We start from the raw sequence: 23,979 nt of genomic DNA on the forward strand, positions 1-23,979 counted from the left end.
GGGTAACCGTCCACCACCATTACGTGGCATATAGCTTTCACCCCGGTCAAGAAAGTGTCAATCGACAGCACTCGATCAATTGGACTGCGGGCCCTAGAGTCGTCCTGTGACCAGCCCGTACGACATCGACGAGATCTTTCCGCAGGACTCGACCGGCCCGGTGCGGCTGCCGCGGCGGCAGGCCGGCAACGCGCCGCAAGGCCTGGCGGTCACCTTGCTGGCGGACTACACGCTGCGATCGAGGGCCTGGCTGCCGTCCGCGGCCATCGTCGCCCTGCTTGCCGAGGCCGGCGTCAGCCAGGCGGGCGCTCGGACGGCGATCAGCCGGCTCGCCCGTCGCGGCGTGCTCGAGAGTCACCGCCAGGGCCGGCGCAGCTCCTACCGGCTGACCCCGGCGGCCGTGGCCTCCCTGGTGGTCGGCGGCAGCGCCATCGTCTCGCCCGTCGGAACGCGGCCTTGGGACGAGCAGTGGACGCTGATCGCCTTCTCCCTGCCGCAGGAGGAAGGCGCCCTGCGGCGAGGGCTGCGCGGCCAACTACGGTGGATGGGTTACGCGCCGCTGTACGACGGACTGTGGATCTCCCCGCACGACCTCAGTGAGAAGGCCAAGTCCCGGCTCGCCGAACTCGCCCTCGGCACTCTGACCGTCTTCCGTGCCCGGCACGTGGATCTGGACGCGGCGAGCCGCCGGAGCCCGCTCGACGCCTGGGACACCGGCGACATCGCGCGACAGTACGAATCCTTCATCCGGCAGTGGAGCGCGACCGCGCCGTGCGCGGCCGCCGGGCAGATCACCGGCGCCCAGGCCGTCCGCGCCCGCACCGAGGTGATGGACACCTACCGGCGGCTGCCCATTCTCGACCCTCAGCTACCCGCCCGGCTGCTGCCGCCGGGATGGTTGCGGGAACCGGCCCGCGAGCTGTTCACCGCTGTCTACGACGGCCTGGCCCGGGCCGCCGAGGATCACGTGCGCTCGGTGGCCGGCCGGTACGCCGAAGGGCAGATCACCGGCTTGGGCGCGCACACGGTCGCCGACCTGGCGACCGGCTTCTCCTGAGCCCTGCCACCACCCGAAGTGAGCCACGGCCGAGTCCGAACGTGGCTTCGGCGGCGGCGAGGTGGTGCACCGCCCAGGCCAGGCCGCCGAGTTGCTCCTCCACGCCGCGAGGCCCAGCTTGGAAAGTAGGCGACTTCTTGAGGAGGTAGTGATGGACACGACGCGTTCGCTCACCCTGGCCGGAGCCTGCACGACGTTCGTCGCGGTGCCGAATCTGGGCGCCCTGTTCGGCAAGGGCGAACAGACCGACCGGTACGGCACCGCGATCACCCCGCCGGATTACGCGTTCGCCGTATGGGCACCGATCTTCGCCGCTTGCGCCGTATCGACCGTCGGTCAATGCCTGCCAGGAGGTAGACGTGACCCGACAAGCCGGCGCACCGGCTGGCCCTTGGCCGGAGCGTATGCGGTGAACACCGTATGGTCCTTGGCCGCACAGACCGGACGGTTCCCGCTCACGCCCTACCTTCTGCCGCTCGCCACCGCCCTCACCGCGACCGCACACGTCCAGTTGCAACGCACACCACCCGCCTCCGGCCTGGTCGCCGCCACTCCGGCCAGCACCGGACTGCTGCTGGGCTGGACGACCCTGGCGAGCGCCGTCAACATCGTCGCCGCACGACCCGACCGGGCCTCCCCGGGCGTGGTCACGGCAGCCACCGCCGGCCTGCTCGCGACCTCCGCCGCGGTGGCCGTCGCGGCGGCGCTAAGCCGGCGTGGTGGGCGAGCCCTCGCGCTCAGCTCCGGGTGGGCGCTCGGAACCCTTGCCTGCACCCCCGCCCGCCCACGCCGCGTCCGCCTGGCCGCCGCCCTGGGCACAACCATGATCGGCTTCGCCCGGCGACTCGCAACCCGCTGATGGCGGATGTGAATCGCGGCATCTCTTCTTGCCCCCGTCCCACGGAGCGAGTTGGGTCGTCGGCATGGCCCGGATCGCATACGACCACACCGATGCGGCAGCGTTCGCATCGACGCGGCACCTCGGTGACGACGGAGCCGGCCAGTGGCGCGCCGCCGTGAAACGGGTCCTCGATCCTCGGCCGGGCATGCGGTTGCTGGACCTGGGCGCCGGCACGGGCAGCTGGTCCCGGGCGTTCTCCGACTGGTTCCCGGGTATCGACGTGACCGCCGTCGAGCCCTCGCCTGCGATGCGTGAACGGTCCGTCCACCAGCCCGTGCTCGCCGGTGACGCCGCTCCCTCCGTCGGCCAGGTCGAAGCCGCCTTCGCCGGCGAGGGATTCGCCACCGTCAGCCTGGAACAGGTCCCACAGATCACCGCCGTGTCGCTGCGCCAGGCAGCGGACGGGTTGCGCCGCGAGGCACACACCCCGCTGCAGCTGATCACCGATGAGGAGTACTCCGCCGGCGTTGAGCGCCTGCGCCACGCCGCGCTCACCGACACCGGCCCCGTGATCGACGCCCTGGACCTCCTGGTACTGCGCCGGGACGGCTCCTCAACCCACGAGTAGCACTCCAGGGGCGGCGGTTGAGTGCCGGCTACGTACGGAGTTGGAATTGTGCGGCGCGTGCCCGCAGTGCGGGCACGTCCGCGCCGGCTTGCGCCCAGCCGTCCTCGACGGATGCCACCTTCGCTGCGTTCTGGGAGAGAAACAGCAACAGGGCGGGCTGGGCGGCGATCAGCGCGGTGTCCACGGCGCCCGCGCGGCAGGTGGCGTCGGCGGCCGCGGCCCTGCGCTCGAACGCCACCGCCTCGTCCCGGCCGTCGAGCAGCGTCGGATCCCACGGCTGCTCGAACGAGACCGGAGGGTATTTGAGTCCGACCTTGTTGTGGAGGTCGGACAGGTTGTTCGCTGGCGTGCCCTTCGTGGCCAGGCAGGTCTTGTAGGCCGCCTCCAGCGTCGGTGTCGCCGTTTGCTGCACGGTGGCGAGCACAACCACCAGCTGCCCGTCGAGGACCTCCTGACGCGGCGGGTTACCGGCGTCCTGCACCTCACCGGTCGCGCACGCGTTGAGCCCTTCGCCGAATGCGGCGTTGGTGGCATCGTCCGCTCGGGCCAGCGTGGGCTGGGGAAACTCGCCCTCCTGGGCGCGCATGATGAGGGTGCGGCCGTAGTCGAAGTCCTCGCGTACGGGGGCGAACGCGAGCAGGTCGCCTGGGGCGATGCCCGTGAACGGAGTCGGCCGGAACGGGGCGGGCGTGTACGGCAGACCGCGACCCGGCTGACACCGGTCGCAGCCTCATCAATGCCCGCATGACGGTCATCGATGTCTGGTACCGTCGGCACCCCAATCCGTCCATAGCAGATCTACGGGGGATCGATGTTGAGGATGCGAGTGTTGGCCGGCCTTGCCGTGTCGGCGGTGGTCGTCGGGGTGCTGGTGCCCGCGACGGCCGCCTCGGCTGCGACGCGACTGCGGGCGAACATCACCTGCGATGCCGAGACCGGCGAGATCACCACCTGGGTTTCCGGCACGCTGTTCGCTCCGGGCCCGGCCAAGCAGGTGACCGTCGAATTCCAGCGCCGCACCGGTGTACGGGTGACGGCCACCGCCAGGACGGTCCTGGCGCCGTTGGCGCAGCCCTTCCGGGTGACCACCACGTCCACGAGTTCGGGCGACATCAGCGCGGTCGGTTACACCGGCGCCTTCGACCCGGTGGCCGACCTCTTCTACCGCGAGCAGCTGACCGTGACGTTCAAGGACGCGGCGACCGGCGCCAACCTGGCCACCCGCGAGGCCACCTGCGACCACGACCAGCGGACCAGAGTCACACTCACCTGCGACCCGGTGGCCGGTACCGTGACCGCCGTCGTCAACGGCGTCAACGGCGCCGCGGGCGACTCGTCGGGCGCGGGACGGGCGTCACGGGTCTCCTATCACATCGCGACGATCAAGCAGCAGAGGCCGAACGATCCCGGTTACCGCAGCGAAATTCTCGGCGAGGGATGGGACATCCAGCATCAAGTGGTCAAGGCCGCCGACGGCACCTGGATCGACACGGGATACGTGCACACGATCACCAGCAACCCGTACTACTACGCCGAGGAGATCACGGTCGGCGTCTTCGACCTGTACGGCATCCGCGTCGGCACGGCCACCGGTGCGTGCACCCTGTTCGACGGCTCGCAGACCTCCTGATTCGCCGGCGCGCCGGCCGGCCGTGAGCGGCGCGCTGAACCATCGCAAATCGCGGCGTCGGCCCGAGCGAGCGACGAACGGCAACGGCGGTTGCGCGGCGACCCGGCCTCCGGTTTACGCACTGTCTGAGGCCGGGCTGACCGGCACGGTTCGCGGCGCTAGGTTGCCAGCATGACGGATAGTCCTTATGAGACAGTCATGGGATTCATCATCGGGCCGTGGCTGGCCCAGGCCGTACGCTCAGCTGTTGATCTTTCGCTGGCCGAGCATCTGGCGGACGGGCCACGGAGCGCTGCCGAGATCGCCGCGGCCGAAGGCGCGGATCCGCAGGCGACGGCCCGCTTTCTCCGGGCCTGTGCATCGATCGGTCTGGTCGCGTACGCGGACGGTGGTTTCGCCGGCACCGACCTGCTGGCCGTCCTGCACCGCGACGCGCCGATGTCGCTGCGGGACCTGGCCGCCTCCCAGTCCAGCCCGTGCCTGTGGCGGACGTGGGCGCGGATCCCGGAGGCGGTCCGCAGCGGCGAGTCCCAGACCACCCAGGCGCTCGGCATGTCGTTCTTCGACTACCTGGCCGCCCACCCCGACGAGGGCCGGCTCTTCGGCGCGGCGATGGCCAGCATGTCCGCGCCGGTCATCCGGGACGCGGTCGAGGTGATCGACGTCGCCGGCGTGACCACGGTGGTCGACGTCGGTGGCGCGCACGGCTCCTTCGCCCTGGCCCTGCTGGAGAAGCACCCCGGCCTCGACGCGATCGTGCTCGACCTGGCGCACGCGGTGCCCGGCGCGCAGGCGGCGGCCGTCGAGCGAGGCCTGGACGACCGCTTCACCGCGGTGGCCGGTGACTTCTTCAAGGAGGTGCCCACCGGCGACCTGCTGCTGCTGAAGTTCATCCTGCACGACTGGTCCGACGACGAGTGCGTACGCATCCTGGCGAACTGCCGCGACGCGCTGCACCCCGGCGGCCGCATCGTGATCACCGAGATCCTGATCAGCGACGACGCCGCCGGCATCGCGCCGCTGATGGACATCGCCATGCTCGCCACCGTGGGCAGCCGCGAGCGCACCCTGGCCGAGTTCGACGACCTGCTGACCCGCGCGGGCCTGCACCGCGTCGCGGCCACCCCGGTGGAGCCGCCGTACGCCGTCATCGAGGCGACCGTGGCCGGCTGATCCCATGCGCGTCGAGCGGACCGCTGACGGCGCCGCCATGATGCGGGCCATCGAGCAGCACGCCGCGCGGCCGCTCGTCGACGATCCGCTGGCGGCCCGGATGCTCTCCGGCTGGCAGGCGGTGGTGGTCGCGCACCACCCGTTGCGGCGGTTGTTCCTGCACCTGCTGGAACGGTCCGGGCCCGGCTTCTACGGCGCGGTGGTCTGCCGTGCCCGGGCCGTCGACGAGGCCTGCCGGTCCGCCCTCGCGACCGGGATCGACCGGGTGGTCATCGTCGGAGCGGGGATGGACACCCGCCCGTACCGGCTGCCGGAGATGGCGGCGGCCCGGGTCTGGGAGTTCGACCTGCCGGCGGCACAGGCGGCCAAGAAGGCGGCCCTGATCCGGTCCTTGGGCGCCCTGCCGGGGAACGTCACCTATGTGCCGTTGGACCTGACGAAACCGGACGCGGCAACGGTGCTGGCCGGTGCCGGAACCGGGCGCACTCTGCTGATCTGCGAGGCCGTGACCATGTATGTCGACCGGGAGGCGGTCGACCGGGTGCTCGCCTACGCCGGCCGGCTGGCCGCCGGCAGCCGCTTGATCATCACCTATCTGCCGCAGGCCGAGGCCGATCGGAGAGAGAACGACCGGTGGTCGCGCCGGCTGGGCTGGCGTGCCGCCTACCAGCCGGCCGAGCTGGCCGCCCACCTGCGAGCACACGGTTTCGCCGTGCTGACGGACATCGGCGCCGCCGACCACCAGGCGCAGTTGCTCCGTCCCCAGGGCCGCAGCCTCGCTGTCTTCCCCGGCGAGCGGATCGCCGTCGCCGCGTACGTGCCTCCGGCCGCGGGCGGGTCGACGATGCGATGACGCGCTCTCGCCGCCTCATCGCGGGCCGCCGAATCAACCACCACGCGACGATGAGGGTGGATTCGCTGGCTGGCACGCGAACGTTGGCGGCGTGACCGGCTGGTCCGTCGACGGCTCCCACGCAAAGCAGGAATGGTTCGCCGAAACGATGCCGTGGTCGCAACCCCTGCACGGCTCCTTCGTCGAAGCGTTTCACCTGATCACCAGCGGCCGGATCCCGGCGGAGCGGCTGATCAGCGACGTGGTGGCGCCAACTTCGCCGAGATCGGCGCGATCGACGTCGTCTGACCCGCGATCAGCGGATCGTCGGCACCGCGGCGCCGAGCGCGGCGGACACGTCCCGGGCGGCGGCGATGACCTCCGACGCCCGGGTCTCCAGGCCGGACATGTCCATGTCCATGGCCAGGGTGGAGACGGAGATGCCACCGAGCACCTGCCCGGTGTGGTCGAAGACGGCCGCGCCGACGCAGCGGATGCCCGGCTCGTTCTCCTCGTCGTCGACCGCGTAGCCGAGAGCGCGGACCCGGGCCAGGTGGGTCAGCAGGTCCTCCTCGCTGGTGATGGTGCGGGGTGTGCGCGGGGCGAGGCCGGTGCGCCGGCAGATCGCCAGGACCTCCTCGTCGCTCAGCTCGGCCAGGACGGCCTTGCCGATGGCGGTCGTGTGCAGGGCGATGCTCATGCCGATGCGTGACGGCATCTGGTACGGCCGGCGCCCCTCCTGCTTGTCGACATACACCGCCTCGTCGACGCTGCGGATCGCGAAGTGCGTGGTGAAGCCGGTGGCTTCGCGCAGAGCGAGCAGTGCGCCGGACGCCTGGCGGGCCGGATCGAAACGGTGCATGACCCGGCCGGCCAGGGTGAGGATCCGCGGGCCGGGCTCGTAGGTGCCGAGCCCGTCGGGGCGGGCGAAACCCCACGTGACGAGCGACTGGAGGATCCGGTGCACGGTCGACTTGGAGACACCCGTCGCCACGGCGATGTCGGTGACGCGGTGGTGCTCGGCGAGCGCCTCGAGCACCGCCAGCGTCTTGTCGATGGAACTGCCTTCCCTAGCCACCGATTCAGCCTACTGGCAGCGGTGCGGGGCCCACGGGCTCCGCCGCCCGCTCCGTTCACGCTGTGGAGACCGGCTTCGCCTCCGGCGCCGGATCGCTCTCCAGCGAATCGATGAGCTCGTCGCGCCGCTCCGTGCGCTCCGGCCGGAGCAGACCGATCACCACGTAGAGGGCCAGCGAGGTGACCAGCGGAACCCCGACCACCATGGTCTGGCTGGTCTCCTCCAGAACCCACTTGATCACCACCCAGACGCCGAGGCCGGCTGCCCAGGAGACCAGCGCCGCGGTCGGTCCGCTGCGCCGGAACCAGGGCAGCAATCCGAGCATCAGCGGGATGGAGATCGGGCCCATGGTCGCCGCGACCAGGTCGATCACGATCTTCAGGACCACGCCCTGGCCCTCGGTGCTGATGGCGATCACCATGCTGATCGCCACGAACGCGAACGTGGTGATCCGGGCGAAGGTCAGCGCCGCGTCCTCGCTGAGGTCGCGCACCCGGCGCACCAGGCGCGGGGCTATGTCGCGGGTCACCACCGATGAGATCACGTTGGCGTCCGAGGACACCATCGCCATCGTGTGCGAGAAGAAGCCCGCCAGCACCAGACCGATGACGCCCGGGGGCAGCAGGGTCTTGGCCAGTTCGACATACGCCTGCTCAGGGCTCGCCAGACCGGGAACGATCAGCGGCGCGGCGAACATCGGCATGAACAGGATCAGCGGCCAGACCAGCCACAGACCGCTGGACAGCAGGGCGGACCTCTTGGCCGCCGAACCGGACGGCGCGGCCATGTACCGCTGCGCCAGATTCCACATGCCGCCGTTGTACTCGAAGGTCTTGATGAACAGCAGGGCCAGGAAGAACGTCAGGGTGTACGGCCCGCTGAACGGATCGCCGTGCCCCTCCGGCAGATCGCCCCACATCGTCCACAGCGTGGAGACGCCGCCGAGGTGGGCCATGAAGGCGAAGAACATCGCGATGCCGGCCACGCCCTGGATGACGAACTGACCGAAGTCGGTGAGCACGTCCGCCCACAGGCCGCCGGCGGTGATGTAGACGAGCGTGACCGCGCCGGTGATCAGGATGCCCCACACGATCGGCACCCCGGCGAAGCCCCGCAGCAGTACCGCGATGGCCACCCATTTGGCGGCGATGTCCACCACCTTGAGCAGCGCGCCGCTGTAGGCGAGCGCCTGCTGGGTGGGGACGTTGTAGCGGTGGGCCAGGTACTCCAGGGGGGACGCCACCCCGTGCCGGGATCGGAGCCTGTTCCACCGGGCGGCGAAGACGAAGGCGCCGATGCCGACACCGAGACCGATGGTGAGCGCCCACCACACGTACATGGCGAGCCCGTAGTTGTAGGCGACGGCCGCGAAGGCCACGAACATGATGGCACTGTATCCGGACATATGGTGCGAGATTCCGGAGAGCCACCACGGGATCATGCCCCTCGCGGTGAAGAAGTCGGCGACATTGTGGACGCGGCTCTTGGCCCACAGGCCGATGCCGACCATGACAAGGAAATACCCGCTGAGTACCGACCAGTCGAGCGTGGTCACGTGCTCCCCCCTCCAGTGCGTGGCGCGGGTTACAGAGACGTTCGCTCCGTGGATGTTCTGTTACATGAAACAGCTTGTCAATACACGGAACAAAAAGATGCTCATCCATGTCGGGGGTGTTGGCCGGTAGGCGTTCCGGGCGCGGCCGGATAACACAAAGGAGAGACAGCTCGGCGAATGCCTCTTTCGTCTTTGGTCCGATGTGGCGTCACCCGGAGGGGGAGCGGAGTTGCGTGGGGCGTTTATCCTGCTTCTGTCTGGTTTGCACCTTTTATGCAGATAGGAGCTGAACCGCGGTGAACTCGGACAGTCCCGGCCGGCGGTTCGCGCTCATTGCGGCGCTTGCCGCAGTGTTGAGCGTGCCGACCACGCTCGCCTTCAGCAGCCCCGCCACCGCGGCACCCGCTGGATCGCCGGCCACGCTCGACATCGTCCCGGCCGAAGGGCTTCCCGGCGCCACGGTCAGCGCCGTCGCCACCGGCTTGCCCGCGAACTGCACGGACATCGACTTCTACTGGCGCGGCCAGAACGTGATCGCCGCGTCCCTGTCGAGCACCGTCGGCGTCGTCCGCGCCACACTGCACATCCCCGACAGCACGGATTCCGGCCTGGTGCTCATCGAGGCCAGGTGTAACGCCGACCGTGAACCGGACGAGGATCCGAATTCGGGGGCAGGCCCCACCGCCAAGTTCACCGTTCTCGATCGGCCACCGCTGCGGCCGAGACCTCTCCAGCTGACACCGACCCACGGCCCGGCCAAGGAAGGCCCCCCAACCGCCAGACCCACGACGAAGCGGGCCTCGATCGCTGCCGCCCAGCCCCGCCCATCGACCTCAACCGTCACGACCTCGCCTCGAGCGCCGGCTCCGGCCATCACCACGCCGTCCCGCACGCCGCGGTCCGCCCTGGTCGCCGCCTCGAAGCGACCCGACGGCCCGCCGCCGGCCGGCTCCGGCCCGACGGCGACGCTCACACCGGCGCCATCGCTCACCCGTACGCCATCATCCGTCACCGAATCACCCACGCCGACCTCGGCGAAGCCGGCGGGCTTCACGCCGATCCGGGCCAGCTGGGCCATGCCCACGCTCGACGACGTCTCCCTGGATCCGTCGCTCCTGCTGCTCGTCGCGGCCATGGCGGTGCTCCTGTTCATCCTGGTCGCGTTCCCCTCCGACGTATTCAACAAGACCTATGAAAATCGCCGGGAGGAGATTCACGGGGCGATCCGCGCCCTGGGTGTCAAACACCGCAGCCGGATGCCGTCCTGGCTCCAAGCGACCCTGCTGATCGTGACCGCGGTCGGCGCCGCCCTCCTCTCCGGCAAGGGCGAGGGCCCCGCCGCGCAACTGCCGGACGGCAACTGGGCCCTGAACATGGCCGCCGTGCTCATCGCGGTTCCGTTGGTGATGGCCGCCTACAGCGGCCCAGGCGAGATCTACCTGTGGCGGATCCGGGGCAGGGCGACCCTCTACGTGCCACCCGTCGCACTGGCGGTGGGCGTTGCCTGCGCGGTCTTTTCGCAGGTCTGCGAGCTCAACCCCACCTATGCGTACGGCCTGTTCTGCACCTTCATCCTCTTCAGGGGTAGGAAGCCGGCGAACCGGATCGAGCCGACCGAAGCGCAACGGGCGTACGGCGTCCTGTGGAGCGTCGCCGGCCTCGGCGCGCTGATCGCCCTCGGATACATCGGCTTCAGCGCGAACTGGGAGAACGCGCACTCCGCCAACGCCGGCTGGCACACGGTTCTGTTCGATGCGGTGGCCTACTGGGTTGTGGTGCTCGGCGCCGAAAGCCTGGTCTTCGCCCTGATCCCGATGCGTTTCCTGGACGGCCGCACGGTGGCCGGCTGGCGGTTGCTCGCGTGGATGCCGCTGCAGATCGCCGCCGGCTTCTTCTTCTGGTACGTGATTCAGCGCCGCGGTGAAGTCAACGGACTCCGGCCGACCGGCGACGAATGGTTACGCGCGATGGGCTTCTTCCTGCTCTTCGGCCTGGCCGCGATGACCTTCTGGGGCTATTTCCAGTGGAAGGGACGGCCCACGGCGGGCTTCAGCACACGGCCGATGGCCCCGTTCACCGAACTGTTCCAGCCGGTCACCTTTGCCGGCCGGCTGCGGACCGAGGCGGCGGAGCTGGCAAAGACGGTGGGGCGCCGTCTCGTGCGGCGCAGCCCCATGCCTCGCGATCCCGGGGAACCCAGCTGCGCCGACTTCTCCGGCGAAGCGCTGACCGCGGCATCATCGACGCGGTTGCCGAGTCACCCGCAGGGGTAGTCCGATCGGGCGGAATACGGCCTCGGGCAGGGTAATCCGAACGAGCGTATTCCGCGGTTCCGGTGTGCCGGAGAGCGTCGGACGACTTTTTCGGTGATCACGTATCCGCAGTTCGGGGCGTTCCTCCGTAGACGGTGAGCTGGTTGCGCCGTATTCGGTATCTGACGGACATGTCAGTTCGGCTACGGCGTTCTCACCTTTTTTCGATTCCCGATTCATTTCGCTTCCGGGCCTAGCCTGGTCGTCAACTCGGATTCTCGCGGTGGAGTCCGGTGGGCGCGGCGAAACGTGGAGGGAATTCCATGATCGGCAGATTCGGCCGGGCAGTCGCGGCGGCGTCGCTCGTGGCGGGTGCTCTCGGGGTACCCGCCGTCGCGGCGCGGGCCGCCCCCTCGCCGAGCGGCGAGGTCGAGCCGATCCATCTGGCGATCGCCGTCGACGAGTCGGGCAGTCTCAGTGACGACGAGGTGCGGCAGGAGCGGATCGCCGCCGCCAGCGTCGCGATCGCCGAACTGTCCCCGGAATCCGATGTGACAGTGTTCGGGTTCGGCAGCAACGCCGGGAACGTGCAGGCCGTCGACCCGGACCGGATCTGCGAACTCGCGGCCGGAGCGGGCGCCGCGGCCCGCGACGCCATGGTCGCCTGCGTGCAGGACAACATTCGGCGCCGTACGGGAGAGAGCGCCGACACCGACTTCGTGGCCGCGCTCGACCAGGGCGTCAGCACGCTCACCCGCAAGTCCGACGACCGGCGGCGGATCCTGCTGCTGCTCACCGACGGCCAACTCGACGTCCGCCAGGACGGCCACTACGGCAGCACACCGGAGGGCCGCCAGCGGGAGGCGGAGGACAACATCCGGGACCGGATCCTGCCGGCGGCCAAGGACGCGGGGGTGCAGATCTGGCCGCTGGGGTTCGGTGACGACGTACGCGCCGAACTGCTCGACGTGATGGCCGCGCAGAGCGCGGCGGCCCGATGCTCCCAGGGCGAGGTCATCCCTGAGGCGCGTCTGGTCGCCGACGGGGCGGCCGCGGTCACCGCCATGATGGACGCCTTCGTGCAGGGCCGCTGCCTCAACTCCAAACCTCCCGAGCAGGACCGGCTCGAACAGGGGGAGACGGTCGAGCTCAGCGTCACGGTGCCGGCCATCGCCACCGACGGCGCCATCAACGTCACCAAGGGCGGCGACGAACGGATCAGGGTGGAGTTCGTCGGGCCGGACGGGAAACCGGCGCCGGCCACCGGCACGGTCGGTGACACCACCTTCGAACTGGCCGGCAGCGGCGGTCTCGTCGAGTCGTTGCGGATGCGCAACCCGGCCAGCGGCACCTGGCGGGTGAAACTGACCGCCCCGGCGGACGCGAACCCCGGCATCGTCACCGCACGGGCGGTGTGGCAGGGCGTGCTGCACACCGTCTTCGTGCTCGATCCGCCCAGCCCGCGGGCCGGCGAGACGGTGTCGGTGGTGATGCGGCCGCACACCCGGACCGCGGAGATCGGCGACCCGTCCGAACTGGCGGGATACTCCTTCGCCGCGCAGGTCAGCGGCACCGGGCTGGACCAGTCGCTGCGGCTGGCCGACGACGGCGCCGGAGCGGACGAGCGCGACGGCGACACCTACTACAGCGCCAGTTTCACCCTGCCCCCGACGGCGACGGGCGGCTACCGGGTGGTCGGCACCGCCTCCGGGCCCGGGGTGGAGTCGGACCGGCAGGAGACGACATTCCGGATCGCCGCGGCCGGTCCGCAGGTGCGGGCGCGGATCCTGCTCGACGCCGCGACCGCGCTGCCCGGCGCCGAGGTCACCGGCACCATCCAGGGCTCCAACGGATCCGGCGCCGCGGTGCCCGCCCGGATCGAGCTCACCGGCGTGGACCGCGACGGCACGGTCACCGTCGCGCCGGCCGATATCACGCTCGCGGCCGGCGCCACCGAGACCCGCTTCACGCTGACCGTCGCGGACGGCGCCGCACCCGGCCCGGCCGGCGGGATCATGAAGGTGGTCGGCGCCGACGGCACCGCGCTGGGCAACGCGCCGCTGGACCTGACCGTGCTGGCGCCGCCCAGCCTGCTGGAACGGTTCGGGCTGTACCTGCTGGCCGCCGTGATCGTGCTGGCCACCCTGCTCGCGGTCCTGCTGCTGGCCCGGCGCCGCCGGCGGGCCGCGATCGAGGTGAAGGGCCTCGCCGTCGCCCTGCACGAGGACGGCCGGGAACTGCCGCCGCGGCTGGTCGCACCGGCCGGAATCCGGTTCGAGTTCGACGTGCTGGTCCCCGACGACGGTTCGGCGCCGGCACTGCGGCGGGTGTCCACCGGCAGCGACCGCTACCGGATCGAACGCGGCACCGACGGCTCGGTACGCCTGTTCGTCCCGGACGCCGACACCCTCCCGGACAGCCCGTTCCTGCCCCTCGCCCCGGGTGCGGTGGTGCCGCTGCCCCGACATCCGCGGCTCGGCCTGCGACTGTCCGGCCACTCCACCGCACCGGCCGCCATCGCGGCGCCCGACGACGCCACCCAACCGCTGTACCTCAGCGGACGCGACGACGACCTCTAGAAACGGATACCGCGTATGCACCTCTACCACCCGGTGATGTTCGTGGGGCTGGGCGGCACCGGCTGCCGGATCGGCGCCGAACTCGAACGCCGCCTTCGTGAGGAACTGTGCGGCCCGGACGGGCTCAAACTGCACGGTCCCGCGTTCGGCCTGACCGAGCTGCGCCCGTTCGAACTGCCGTCGTGCCTGCAATTCGTCTACGCCGACCTGAGCGAGGACGAACTCGGCCAGCTGCGGCGGCGGTCGGTGCCCAACGAGGCGCACTCCGAGGTCGCCGACCGGACGGCCTACTACGCCTACGACCTGCTTCCGCAGTTCCGCAGCTATCCGGAGGTGGCGAAGTTCCTGCGGGTGAAGGCGGCCGACTTCGTCCGCGACTGGCTGCCGCCCGGCGAGCACGAGCCGATGGTGGTGCCGCTGCGCCTGGGCGCCGGGCAACTGCCGACCGTCGGGCGAGCCGCCCTGTACGCCACCGTCTCCGATTCGGTCGAGGTGCTGCGCCAGCCGATCATCCGGGCCATCGGCCGGATCACCAACTCGGCGCCGGAGCTGCGGCTGCTCAACCCGGCCCGCGAGCCGGGCCTGCAGACCGTCGACGTGTTCGTGGCGTTCTCGGTGGCCGGCGGCACCGGCGCGGGCATCTTCTACGACTACCTGCACATCGTCGAGTCGGCGTTCCGGCAGGCCGGGATCGACGCCAAGATCTATCCGCTGGTGCTGATGCCGTCCGCCTTCGAGGCCGGCAGCGGCGGCGGCGTCAACGCGTCGCTCAACGCCGGCCGGGCGCTGCTCGACATGTTCCGCCTGGTCGACGAGCTCAACCAGGACCAGCGGGCGCACGGCGATCTCGGCGGCACACCGACGGTCCGGGGCCGTCACGTCCGCTATCCGCGTGAGGGTGACGTGCCGATGCGGCTCGGCGCGATGCAGACCGCGTTCCTTTTCAGCAAAGCGGTCGGGATCGCCCGCGACGACCTGCACCGGTCGATCGTGGCGCTGATCCTGTCGCTGGTCGGCTTGGACGTGCCGGCCGGGGGCCGCGACGCCGGCGGCCCGGTGTCGTTCGCCGACAGTTTCATCAACGGCGTGGTGGAGCGGCAGAGCATGTCGCCGACCCGGATCGGCTGCCGGGGCGTCTCGACCAGCCTGGTGGGGTCGTTGACGGTGCCGTTCGACGATCTGGCCGACATGTTCGCCGGACGGCTGCTCGGCCGCGGCGTCCGCGAGTTGCAGCTGGTGCCGCCCGGCCGTTCGGAGTCCAACCGGGACCTGATCCGGGAGTTCTTCAACGGCTCGTCGGTCGGGCCGGTGTGGCAACGGGCCGCCGGAGCGTTCGACGATCCGGCTGCCGAGCAGGGCATCAAAGGCGCCGCCGTGATCCGCGGGATGCTGCGGGAACGTGGCGTCCGGATGGGTGACAGCCTGCAGAACCTGGATCAGACGCTGCTGCGGACCATGCCCGAGCTGGTGCGGGACTTCAATCCGGCGGACGGGGCGCGGTCGGTGCTGCGGCACGCTGACCTGTTCCGGCTGCGGCGGGTGGTGCTCGGTGAGGCGGCGCTGGCCGAGAACATCGACCAGCTCGGCGTCCGCGGGGTGATGGAGGGCCGGCGGGTGCCGCCGGCCGCGACGGTGAAGGCGTGGGAGAGCGATCCGCGGCCGCCACAGCTGATCGAGCTGCGGGACCGGATGGGTGGGCTGGTCAAGGCGACGGTCAGCGAGAAGCCGGTGGTCGACACCATCGCCCTGCAGGACGAGTGGTTCCGGTACCGGGCCCGCCGGTTCTGGCACGCCAGCTGGAACGATCACCGGCAGACGTGGCAACAGCGTCTGACGCGGTTCACCGGGCATCTGCGGTCGCTGATCGAGGAGCTGACCGCGTACGAGCGCGGCTGTGAGGAGGCGTTCAACCGGCGGGCCGAGGAGCTGTACCGGGCGCGGGTCGGCGTCACCTATCTGCTGCCGCCGCGGCAGGACCTGGAGCAGACGTACGCCGAGATGCTGCGCCGGCTGGCCCGCCGCGGCAAGCGGGAGAACGCCACCGAGGGCGAGATCCTGAACGCGCTGCTCGGCCCGGACGGCTGGGCGAACGCCCTCGCCGAGGCGTCGGTGCTCGGCCGCTCCGGCGGCACCGAAGGCCTGCGCAACATCCTCGGCCTGCTCAAACAGGAGGTCGCCGGGATCCTGCGGGGCGGCGATCCGGACGAGGTGCCGCTGCTGCCGCACATGAGCAACCTGCTGCGGGTCGCGGCCAAACGGGCGCAGGACGTGCCGGTGGCCGACAGCGACGTGCAGCAGTTCGTCGGCACCCTGTCCGGGATGCTGCCGGGCGGGTTCATGCCGGAGGGGTCCGGACGGCTGTCGGTGCTCGTGGTCTATCCGGCGGCGGAGGCCGACGAAATGGTGGAGAAGTGGCTCAGCGGACAGCTGCGGATCGTCACCCGCCGTGGGGACAAGCCGGTCCAGTTCCGGGCGGTGCAGACCGAGTCGATCACGGTGGTGCTCACCCGTACCGCGATGGGGATCACCGAAGTGCCGGAGCTGCGGCAGGTGCTGCTCGACTGGGCCGGGGCGGTGCGGGAGCCGAGGGCCGACTCGTTCCTGCCATGGCGGCAACGGCTGGGTTTCGGCGAGGACTGGCTGGCCACCACCGAGACGCACCGGGAGGAGATCCTGGTGCGGTTGCTCTGCGCGGCCTGGAACGGGCAGGTGGAATGCATCGGTGGCAGTGACTCGCCGGAGCGGATCCGGATCGCGTTGAGCCGGCGGCCGGACGCCGAGGCCATGGTGCTGGAGCTGGGCGCGTTCGGGCGGGCGTCGTCGTGGGGGAGCCTGCTGCGGCAGTACGAGACGTGGACGCTCGCCGACGGCGGGGAGATCCGCCTCAACTTCTGCGCCCAGCTGATGGAGTCGATGCCGAACGGATTCACCGGGATCCTCGACGACCCGCACCCGCTCTACTGGGAGCTGGTCGGGATGGCCGACCGGCAGGTGAAGGTGCTCACCGACATGCGGGAACGGATGCCCGCCGGCGCGCGGCAACGCTGCGAACAGCTGATCGGGTTCTGGAGCCGGACGTTGCCCGCGGCCCGGCAGCGGACCTTCCTGCGCGAGGCGCCCAACGGCAACTCGCTGATCGCGCTGGAGATCACCGTCAAGAACCGGCACGACGAGGCATGAGCCGGGGCCCCGCCGGAGCGGTTCCGGTCATCGACCTGCGGCAGGAGTACGGCGAACTGGTGTCCTGCCGCGACTTCGGCGACTACGTGCGGCAGCGGGCCGGGTTCCTGCTGCCGCACGACCAGCTCGACGACCACGTCGACGTGAGCGGTGTGGTGGTCGTCGACGACGCGGCCGCGCTGCCGGGGCACACCGGCGCCCTGGCGTCGGTGCTCGCGTCGCCGGCGGTCCGGCAGATGGTCTGTGTCGTGGTCGGGACGGCCGAACCGGACGGCGGCGCCACGATCGTGTTGCCGTCGGTGCTCAACGGTGAGTTCGTCACGGTGCTGTGGGCAGGCGATCCGGACGGTATCCCGTGGCGGCTCGACGGTGGCGCGGCATCGCTGGTCCGGGTCGGATCCGCCACCGAGCCACCCCTGGCCGGCCTGCTGGAGGCGCTCCGCGCCCGCGAGGTCTTCCAGCAGGTGCTGGCGACGGCCGCGGCCACGCAGACGCGGGTCGCCACGCCGGCGGTGCGGTTGCGGTCCGGCCGGATGGGCGCGGGGCTGCTCGCGGCGGTGCAACGGCGGGCCATGCTCGCGGTGGCCACCGGCGTGGACCCGTACGACCCGCAGCCGGACGCCCCGGCCTCCGATCACGACCTCATCGAAGACCTGAGCACCATGCAGCGCCGGTACGTGCCGTCGTCGCACGCCGAACCCGGCGGCCGGGTGCGGGCCGCGCGGCAGGCCGCCGAGTCCGCGGTGGCCGCCGTCGAGCAGGCCGTCACCGCGGCGGTCCGCCCGTGGGCGGTGTGGGCGCCGTTCGCCGGTGTCCCGGTGTCGAGGCTCGCCGCGGCCGCCGCCGGGCATCTCGGCGACTACCGGGCCGTGCTGGCCGAGCTGTTCCAGCGCCTCGACCAGTGCGGCGACGATCAGCGGCGGGCGGAACTGCGGCGCGAGGGCATCGAGTTGCCGGCGGTCACGATCACCGCGGCGATGGCCACCGACGACGTACGCCGTGCCGTGCACCGTTCACTGGAGTCCGGCCGCGGCCTGGAGCAGACGGTCCGGCCGTTGCGGGCGGCGGCGGCCCGGATGCTGCCGATGGGCAGCGCCGCCCGCCGGCCCGACCTGGACCGGGCGGTGGAACCGATCACCGCGCTGCCACCCATGCCCGGCGGGTTCGGCAGCGCGCTGGTCCCGCTGCTGATCCTGCTGGCGCCGCTGCTCGCCGGGCGGGTGGGCGGGATCGCCGCGGTGCTGCTGCTGACCCTGGGCGCCGGGCTGCTGCGGGCCAAACGCCGGCACCTGGGGGTGTCGCCGCCCGAGTGGGGCCGGGATCTGGGCAGGGTGCTGACCGTGCTGCTGCTCGCCACCTCCGGACTGGTGGCCGGGGAGCTGCTGCGGCTTTCGGGAGTGCTCTGGCCGTACCCCTTGATCGGGGTTGGTCTGGTTTTGGCCTTGCTCACGCCGATGGTGTGGTGGGCGCTGGTGGCCCGCCGCTGGCATGCCCGTGTCGGTGTGCCCGGCATGGTGCGTCCCGCGTTGCACGGCCTGGACAGCGTCTGTCACGACACCATCACCGAGTGGGCGGTGACCGAGGACCGTCGCCGCGCCTCCGACCTGCTGCGGGCCACCGCCGCGGCACTCGACGCGGTCGCCGGGGTGCTGCGCGACGGCGCCGCGAAGCTGCCGGCCGAGATGGCCGCGCATCTCAGCGGGCGTGCGGTGGCCGCGGTGCGGCAGGACCTGACCGCCCTGGTACGGATGTGCATGCAGGCGCGCTGGCCGGAAGCCGCCGCCGGTGACCTGGCCGGGATGGCCGAACGCAACGAGCGCCACTCCGGTGAGCTGCTCGCCGAATACGAGCGGCACCTGCACCGGTGGGGTGTGCAGGAGCCGCCGCCCGGCTGGCCGGCCCGGCCGGAAGCCGACCAGCTCACCTGGTGGCAGGACGGCAACGGACTGCGCGACGCCGTGTTCGCCGACGGCCAGCCGGTCCAGTTGCTCTGCGGTGACCAGCAGACCAGCCTGCTGAGCCGCGACCCGCACCGGGCCGCGACGATCCGGTTCGCCCCGCGGCACGCCCGCTCCACGTTCACCGAACGTGACCACGACGACCATGGCGGCTACCCGCCGGTGCCGGCGGCCACCCTGGCGGATGTGGTGTGGACCGGCACCGGCACCGCGGCGGGGCTGGTGCATCTGGTGCCGTTGCGGTCCGGGGTCCGCTACGTCCAGTCCGAAGGGGGAAGCTGATGGTCGACACGGCGCGTGACCAGACGCTGGATTTCCTCACCCCCGGAGGCGACGAGGTCCGGTGGACCGTCCGCCCGGACCGGCAGGCGGCGCCACGCCCGTCCCAGCGGTCCGGCATCGTCGAACGGGTGTGGCTGGTCCGCGGCAATGACCAGCCGTTGATCCAGCGGAGACTGGACCCGCGGGCGAATCCGCACCGCCTCGACACCGAGATCGCGGCCGGTCTGCGGCTGGCCCGCCGCTACCCCGACAACGGCTATCCGGCGGTGCTGCCGCGGATGCTCGGCTACCGGGCCGACATCGACGAACCGTACGTGCTCTGGCAGCCGCCGCCCGCCACCGAGGTCGGGCAGGTCGCCGCCCGGCTCGGCAACGACGCCATCGACCGGGTGCTGTGCGACCTGCTCACCGCTCTGGCGCACCTGGCCGCCGCCGGGATCGTGCACCGGGGCGTCAACGATGCGCGGGTGCGGTGGACCGGGGAGGGCGCGATGATCGCCGGCCTGCCGGTCGCCGCGTTCGCCGGCGACACCCGCACCGGGTTCGGCCGCGAACCGTGGGCGTCGGCCGAGCAGGCGCGCGGGATCGGCCGGGCCGACCCACGCGACGACGTGTGGAGCGCCGCCGTGCTGCTGGGGGTGCTGCTCGGCCTGGACGGGGACTCGTACCGGGAACGGCTGGGACCCCGCTACGCGGTGCTGCTCGGCGACGCGCTGGCGCCCCGGGCCGCGCAACGGCCCACCGCCGCGGAGCTGCTGCGGACGCTGAGCTGGCCGGTGCCGGCGGTGGAGACCTCGCCGCTGGACAGCGGCCGGGAACAGTACGAGCGGATCAGGGCGAGCCGGGCCGAAGCCGCCGCACCCGCCGCCCGGCCACCGCAACGGCGCCGCCGCTGGTTCTGGTCCATCGGGCGCGGCAGCGCGGGCCCGGCCACCCGGGACTGCTATCTCTGCCTCGACCCGGTGTCCTGGGCCGAGACCGATCTGTTCGTCTGGACCGACAAGGGATACAAGGCACTCGACCTGGGCACGGCGGGACCGCAGCACCGCCGGGAGTACCGGCTGCGGCAGGCGTTCCGCCGCTGCCCGAACCGGACCGGCGAGATCGGCCCGCACTATCTGCCGGCCGCCTACCTGCGCAGCGGGTCACCGATCAACATCGGCCTGATCGGTGACACGGCGGCGGGCAAGACCCATCTGCTGGCCGGGATCATGCAGGAGATCGAGAGCGGTGTGCTCGGCGACTTCGGGATCATGACCAGCGCCGTCGACATCGCCTGGCACGACGACTTCCGCCAGTCCCGGATGAACCGGCTGTACCGCGACGGCGAGGTGCTCGAACACACCCGGCCGGTGGACACCGTCGACTTCGCCGACGGGCTGATCCTCGGCACCGGATCCCGGGAACGCCCGATGATGTTCTTCGACATCGCCGGGGAGATGCTGCAACCCGGCCGCAGGCAGAGCCGGGCCACCCAGTTCCTGGCCGCCGCCGACGCGCTGATCTTCGTGGCCGACCCCGTCCGTTCCGACCCGGACACCACGTTCGAGGCGGTCATCGACCGGCTCGCGCACCGGCGCGGACCCGACGGGCTGCTCGACATCCCGTCGGTCGTGGTGGTCACCAAATCGGACCTGCTGCGCTTCGAGGAGCCGGTGGACCGCTGGATCCGGGCCCGCCGCGCCGACGGCCCGGCCGAGAGCCGCGACGTGTACGCCTACCTGCACCAGCGGGGCCGGACCGCCCAGTTGGCGCCGATGCACCGGATCCGCCGGTGCACGCTGCACTTCGCCTCGGCGACCGGCGGCCGTGACCGGGGCGGCCGCTACCCGCACGGCGCCCGCCCGCAGCGTTGCGCCGAGCCGCTCATCTCGCTGCTCGCGATGCTGGGCGCCCTGCCGGCCCGTAGAGACGGGGACGGTTGATGCCGGCTCGCGTCGATCTGCTGGTCTTCGAATGGGCGCCACGACTGCCGGGCGGCGGCAGCGGCCTGGGCGTGGTCGAGTCCACGCTGCCCGCCGACCAGCGGCAGGTCTGGGCCGAGCGGCTGGAGCGGCGGGTGTCCGTGCCGCCCGGCGGCGCCGGGCCGAGCACCTGCTATCTCCGGTACGGCGACCAGGCGGCGCTCCTGCACCGGTTCCCGGTTCGTGACGTCCACAACCGGTGGGCGTCCAGCACCCAGGTGCTGGTCGGCCCGCCGTCGGTGATCACCATGCGGCGGGCGGTCGCCCTGCGCCCGGACCTGGTACCGCAGCGTTTCGGCCAGCCGGCCGACGGTTATCCGCGGTCCTGGGCCGACGCCAGCGACCCCGCCGGGGACCTCGACCGGGCGGCCCGCCTGCACCGCGGGAAGGCCACCGTGATGGTGGCCGAGCTGGGCCGGGCCCGCCCGCACGGCTGGGCGGTACGGGCGGGCGACATCGATCCGCGGGCGTTGCTGTGGGCGATCGCCGCCTGCCTGGGCGACATGGAGTTCTCCACCCGGGAAACCGAGGTCACCGACCCCGACCTGCCCACCGTGGTCTTCGTCGACGGCCCACCGGCCCGGTCCAGCGTCGGCACCGCCCGCCACTGGGTCGACCTGGGCGCCGCCACCGACCTGCCCGGCCGGGACCTGGCGAGCGCCGCGGACCTCGTCGAGACCCACACCGCGCGCCGCGGCGGCACGGGCCCGCGAACCGGTGACGCCGGGGCGGCCCCGACCGCGTTCTCGCTGCACCTGCTGATGCTCGCCGCCTGGTGGGCCGCGGTCGCGGTCCTGCTCACGGTCCTGAGCGGCCGATGATGAACCCCGTCACCCCACACCGGTGGCCGCTGTTCCCGCGAGCCGATCCGGGCGACCTGCCCGCCGCGGTCCTGCCGGCGGTGAGCATCCTCGTGCTGGGCGCGGTCATGCGGGCCGCATCGGTACCGCAGGTGCTGCTGGTGGCACTCGGCGTGGGCGGCTGCGGATACCTGATGTCGATGGCGACCCTGGACCGGCATGCCGTGCCGGCGGCCCGCCTGCAGGCAGTGATCTCCATCTTCACCATGCTGGCCGCGGCCGGGCTGATGCTGCGGACCTTCGCCGCCGGCGGCACGACCCGGGAATGGCTGATCTACGGGCTCGGCATGCTGTCCTTCCTCGTCGCCGGGGAGATCGGTGCGCGCTGCGGCGACGGGCCGAACACGGCGGCCATGGCGGTCGCCCTGCTGGTCGTGCTGGCCGCGCTGACCGTTCCGCTGTGGCACGGCGAGGCCGCCTGCGCGAGCGGCAGCGGCTGTGTCGCGCCGCTGCCGCTGATCACGCTGGGGATGGCGTTCCTGCTGGCGGCCGGGCTGGCCACCGGCATGATCCGGCCCGTTCTCGCCGACCTGGCGGTGGCCGCCACGCTGCCGACCGTCACGGTCCTGGCGAGCCTGCGTGACCGTGCCACGGTGGTCCTGCTCGGCCCGGTCCTGTTCGCGGTGATGCTGGCCGACCTGTCGTCGGCCGCGCCGCCGGCCGGCCGGGCCGCGCGGCGCCGGCTGCTGGTGCTGCTCGCCGCGGTACCGGCGGCGCTGGTGGCCGGTGTGGAGTCGATGGCCGCGCTGCTGCGGTTTCTGCGCGTGGCGGAGCCGGCGCCTCCCGCGTACGGGCCGGGCCTGCTCGCGCCCGGTGGCCCACTGCCGCTGGAAGCGTTCGGCCGTGCCCTGGTCGTGCTGCTGGTGGCGGTGCTGCTGTGGAACGTGGTCCAGCTCTGCGCCATGGTCCGGCGGCGCCGGCCGGGGTTCCCGGCGCTGCTGGCCGCCGGGGCCGGAGCCCATCTGGTCGTCTCGTTCACCGTGCCGTGCCTGGCCTGGGCCGGGCTGCCGGCGCCGCCGGGGCTCAGGACGCTGCCGCCGGCCGCCGACGCCCTGAGTTTCCTGGTCGCCTTCGCCGAACTGGGCCTGCTGATCGGGGCGGCCACCCCACCGAGGACCGGCTGGCCCGGCCGGTGACCGCGCCCGACGGCGAACGGCCCGTCTACTTCTTGGCCGCGAGCCACTCACCGAAGGTGGTCGCGGCGAGGTGGGCGTCGCCCTTGGCGATCAGCGCGTCGCCCGGCACCGCGGCGAACATGCCCGCCGCCGGGTCCACCACGACCGGGCGCTGGTCCCCGTTCGCCTCGAGCGCGATCCGGCCGAACTCGTCGAGCGTGAACACCTCCGGGCCGGCGACGTTGTGGTAGCCGTTCAGCGGCGCGCCGACGCTGACCTCGGCCACCTCGGCGGCGATGTCGGCCGAGGCGAGCGGCTGCACCGGCGTCGCGGGCAGGCGCACGGTGTTCTCGTCGGAGGTCCACGACAGCACCGCGGGCACGAACTCGAAGAACTGCGTGGCCCGCACGATCGACCACGGCACCGGTCCCGCCTTGAGGATGTCCTCCTGCAGCACCTTGGCCCGGTAGTAGTCCAGGCCGGGCACCAGGTCGACCCCGACGATCGACAGGATCACCGCGTGCCCGACGCCCTGGCGCTGGGCGGCGGCCACCATGTTGTCCATCGTCGTACGAAAGAAGTCCGGCGACTTGTCGTCGAAGGTGGGCGAGTTGGTCAGGTTCACCACCACGTCGGCGCCCTTGAGACCGTCGTCGAGCCCTTCGCCGCTGAGCAGGTCGACGCCGCTCGACGGCGACAGCGGCACCGCCTCGTGCCCGTGCCCGGTGAGCAGCCTGACGACCTGGGAGCCGATGAGGCCGGTCCCGCCCAGCACTGCGATCTTCATTCGAACCACAACCCTTCGCTGTCACTGCCGTGTCACCACATTGACCGGACAGCCCCACCGGTTGTGACACGCTGCCTCACCCGGACGCCCGGTCTCGCCCCTTCGTGCCGCACCGACAACTGCGGCAATTTTCCCAGATGTCGGGTGCTCGCGTCGCCAACTGCCGCGCGTCGGCTTCGCTGATGTCGAGTGCCTCGGCGGCACCCTG

General features: G+C 71.7%; 19 protein-coding genes. 13 read left to right on the plus strand and 6 right to left on the minus strand.

Translation table 11 applies throughout. The annotated features are described in order from the left end of the window. The first annotated feature begins 106 nt into the window (after positions 1-106). The 3 genes from IEZ13_RS43105 (at position 107) to IEZ13_RS43115 (ending at position 2,526) form a co-directional block, all read left to right on the plus strand. On the plus strand, positions 107-1,057 hold the full coding sequence (locus IEZ13_RS43105) for a PaaX family transcriptional regulator (RefSeq protein ID WP_183227238.1): 951 nt from the start codon (positions 107-109) through the stop codon (positions 1,055-1,057). 151 nt (positions 1,058-1,208) lie between these two features. Then, positions 1,209-1,916, plus strand: coding sequence for a hypothetical protein (locus IEZ13_RS43110; protein ID WP_183227239.1), 708 nt, complete (start codon positions 1,209-1,211; stop codon positions 1,914-1,916). A 64-nt stretch (positions 1,917-1,980) separates the two neighbouring features. Then, complete coding sequence (locus IEZ13_RS43115; protein ID WP_183227241.1) at positions 1,981-2,526, plus strand: class I SAM-dependent methyltransferase; 546 nt, start codon at positions 1,981-1,983, stop codon at positions 2,524-2,526. 28 nt (positions 2,527-2,554) lie between these two features. Here IEZ13_RS43115 and IEZ13_RS43120 read toward each other — a convergent pair whose 3' ends face one another. Next, positions 2,555-3,112, minus strand: a complete 558-nt coding sequence (locus IEZ13_RS43120; RefSeq protein WP_183227243.1) for a hypothetical protein — start codon at positions 3,110-3,112, stop codon at positions 2,555-2,557. A 243-nt stretch (positions 3,113-3,355) separates the two neighbouring features. Between IEZ13_RS43120 and IEZ13_RS43125 the strand changes: the two genes are divergently transcribed. From IEZ13_RS43125 to IEZ13_RS43135, 3 genes are all read left to right on the plus strand, one after another. After that, entirely contained in the window at positions 3,356-4,156 is an 801-nt protein-coding gene (locus IEZ13_RS43125; protein WP_183227245.1) for a hypothetical protein, read from the plus strand. Positions 4,157-4,354: 198 nt separating this feature from the next. Continuing rightward, the gene (locus IEZ13_RS43130) at positions 4,355-5,329 is read left to right on the plus strand and encodes a methyltransferase (protein ID WP_203834124.1); all 975 of its coding nucleotides are present in this window, start codon (positions 4,355-4,357) and stop codon (positions 5,327-5,329) included. Between the two features lie 4 nt (positions 5,330-5,333). Then, positions 5,334-6,182, plus strand: a complete 849-nt coding sequence (locus tag IEZ13_RS43135) for an SAM-dependent methyltransferase (protein WP_183227249.1) — start codon at positions 5,334-5,336, stop codon at positions 6,180-6,182. A 295-nt stretch (positions 6,183-6,477) separates the two neighbouring features. Here the strand turns inward: IEZ13_RS43135 and IEZ13_RS43140 are convergent, their stop codons facing one another. The 4 genes from IEZ13_RS43140 to IEZ13_RS43155 form a co-directional block, all read right to left on the minus strand. Further along, positions 6,478-7,239: an IclR family transcriptional regulator gene (locus tag IEZ13_RS43140; protein ID WP_183227251.1), complete on the minus strand. Its 762-nt coding sequence runs from the start codon at positions 7,237-7,239 to the stop codon at positions 6,478-6,480. A 55-nt stretch (positions 7,240-7,294) separates the two neighbouring features. Then, positions 7,295-8,794: a sodium:solute symporter family protein gene (locus IEZ13_RS43145; RefSeq protein ID WP_183227253.1), complete on the minus strand. Its 1,500-nt coding sequence runs from the start codon at positions 8,792-8,794 to the stop codon at positions 7,295-7,297. Between the two features lie 271 nt (positions 8,795-9,065). Continuing rightward, on the minus strand, positions 9,066-9,299 hold the full coding sequence (locus tag IEZ13_RS43150; RefSeq protein WP_183227255.1) for a hypothetical protein: 234 nt from the start codon (positions 9,297-9,299) through the stop codon (positions 9,066-9,068). 6 nt (positions 9,300-9,305) lie between these two features. Continuing rightward, a complete protein-coding gene (locus IEZ13_RS43155; RefSeq protein WP_183227257.1) occupies positions 9,306-9,872 on the minus strand; it encodes a hypothetical protein in 567 nt (188 codons plus the stop codon). Here IEZ13_RS43155 and IEZ13_RS43160 point away from each other — a divergent pair. The 7 genes from IEZ13_RS43160 (at position 9,871) to IEZ13_RS43190 (ending at position 23,005) form a co-directional block, all read left to right on the plus strand. Continuing rightward, positions 9,871-11,067 (plus strand): FGLLP motif-containing membrane protein, encoded by a 1,197-nt coding sequence (locus tag IEZ13_RS43160; RefSeq protein ID WP_183227259.1) that lies wholly within the window; start codon positions 9,871-9,873, stop codon positions 11,065-11,067. The two genes, IEZ13_RS43155 and IEZ13_RS43160, sit on opposite strands and share 2 nt — an antisense overlap. A gap of 302 nt (positions 11,068-11,369) precedes the next feature. Then, entirely contained in the window at positions 11,370-13,625 is a 2,256-nt protein-coding gene (locus IEZ13_RS43165; protein WP_183227261.1) for a vWA domain-containing protein, read from the plus strand. Between the two features lie 15 nt (positions 13,626-13,640). Then, the gene (locus tag IEZ13_RS43170) at positions 13,641-16,805 is read left to right on the plus strand and encodes a tubulin-like doman-containing protein (protein WP_183227263.1); all 3,165 of its coding nucleotides are present in this window, start codon (positions 13,641-13,643) and stop codon (positions 16,803-16,805) included. Further along, on the plus strand, positions 16,802-19,045 hold the full coding sequence (locus IEZ13_RS43175) for a hypothetical protein (RefSeq protein WP_183227265.1): 2,244 nt from the start codon (positions 16,802-16,804) through the stop codon (positions 19,043-19,045). The genes IEZ13_RS43170 and IEZ13_RS43175 overlap by 4 nt, the downstream gene beginning before the upstream one ends. Next, positions 19,045-20,970, plus strand: a complete 1,926-nt coding sequence (locus IEZ13_RS43180; protein ID WP_183227267.1) for a GTPase domain-containing protein — start codon at positions 19,045-19,047, stop codon at positions 20,968-20,970. Before IEZ13_RS43175 ends, IEZ13_RS43180 begins: the two co-directional genes overlap by 1 nt. Then, positions 20,970-21,830: a hypothetical protein gene (locus tag IEZ13_RS43185; RefSeq protein WP_183227269.1), complete on the plus strand. Its 861-nt coding sequence runs from the start codon at positions 20,970-20,972 to the stop codon at positions 21,828-21,830. The genes IEZ13_RS43180 and IEZ13_RS43185 overlap by 1 nt, the downstream gene beginning before the upstream one ends. After that, the gene (locus IEZ13_RS43190) at positions 21,827-23,005 is read left to right on the plus strand and encodes a hypothetical protein (protein WP_183227271.1); all 1,179 of its coding nucleotides are present in this window, start codon (positions 21,827-21,829) and stop codon (positions 23,003-23,005) included. The genes IEZ13_RS43185 and IEZ13_RS43190 overlap by 4 nt, the downstream gene beginning before the upstream one ends. Before the next feature lie 25 nt (positions 23,006-23,030). On the opposite strand, the gene IEZ13_RS43195 is transcribed toward IEZ13_RS43190, so the two are convergent. Next, entirely contained in the window at positions 23,031-23,771 is a 741-nt protein-coding gene (locus IEZ13_RS43195; RefSeq protein WP_183227273.1) for an SDR family oxidoreductase, read from the minus strand. Positions 23,772-23,979: the final 208 nt, after the last annotated feature.

This window comes from Actinoplanes campanulatus (assembly GCF_014647795.1).
Taxonomy (GTDB): Bacteria; Actinomycetota; Actinomycetes; order Mycobacteriales; family Micromonosporaceae; genus Actinoplanes; species Actinoplanes campanulatus.

Bases quoted from the DNA above. Each gene is read 5' to 3' on its own strand.
- IEZ13_RS43165 (WP_183227261.1), top strand. From the start codon at position 11,370: ATGATCGGCAGATTCGGCCGGGCAGTCGCGGCGGCGTCGCTCGTGGCG.
- IEZ13_RS43195 (WP_183227273.1), bottom strand. From the start codon at position 23,771: ATGAAGATCGCAGTGCTGGGCGGGACCGGCCTCATCGGCTCCCAGGTC.
- IEZ13_RS43110 (WP_183227239.1), top strand. From the start codon at position 1,209: ATGGACACGACGCGTTCGCTCACCCTGGCCGGAGCCTGCACGACGTTC.
- IEZ13_RS43180 (WP_183227267.1), top strand. From the start codon at position 19,045: ATGGTCGACACGGCGCGTGACCAGACGCTGGATTTCCTCACCCCCGGA.
- IEZ13_RS43115 (WP_183227241.1), top strand. From the start codon at position 1,981: ATGGCCCGGATCGCATACGACCACACCGATGCGGCAGCGTTCGCATCG.
- IEZ13_RS43190 (WP_183227271.1), top strand. From the start codon at position 21,827: ATGATGAACCCCGTCACCCCACACCGGTGGCCGCTGTTCCCGCGAGCC.
- IEZ13_RS43175 (WP_183227265.1), top strand. From the start codon at position 16,802: ATGAGCCGGGGCCCCGCCGGAGCGGTTCCGGTCATCGACCTGCGGCAG.
- IEZ13_RS43150 (WP_183227255.1), bottom strand. From the start codon at position 9,299: ATGTCCGTGCAGTTCGCGGGCAAGCCGGTGGCGACGGCGCTGACCGTG.
- IEZ13_RS43155 (WP_183227257.1), bottom strand. From the start codon at position 9,872: ATGGCCCAGCTGGCCCGGATCGGCGTGAAGCCCGCCGGCTTCGCCGAG.
- IEZ13_RS43160 (WP_183227259.1), top strand. From the start codon at position 9,871: ATGCCCACGCTCGACGACGTCTCCCTGGATCCGTCGCTCCTGCTGCTC.
- IEZ13_RS43170 (WP_183227263.1), top strand. From the start codon at position 13,641: ATGCACCTCTACCACCCGGTGATGTTCGTGGGGCTGGGCGGCACCGGC.
- IEZ13_RS43120 (WP_183227243.1), bottom strand. From the start codon at position 3,112: ATGCGCGCCCAGGAGGGCGAGTTTCCCCAGCCCACGCTGGCCCGAGCG.
- IEZ13_RS43135 (WP_183227249.1), top strand. From the start codon at position 5,334: ATGCGCGTCGAGCGGACCGCTGACGGCGCCGCCATGATGCGGGCCATC.
- IEZ13_RS43185 (WP_183227269.1), top strand. From the start codon at position 20,970: ATGCCGGCTCGCGTCGATCTGCTGGTCTTCGAATGGGCGCCACGACTG.
- IEZ13_RS43130 (WP_203834124.1), top strand. From the start codon at position 4,355: ATGGGATTCATCATCGGGCCGTGGCTGGCCCAGGCCGTACGCTCAGCT.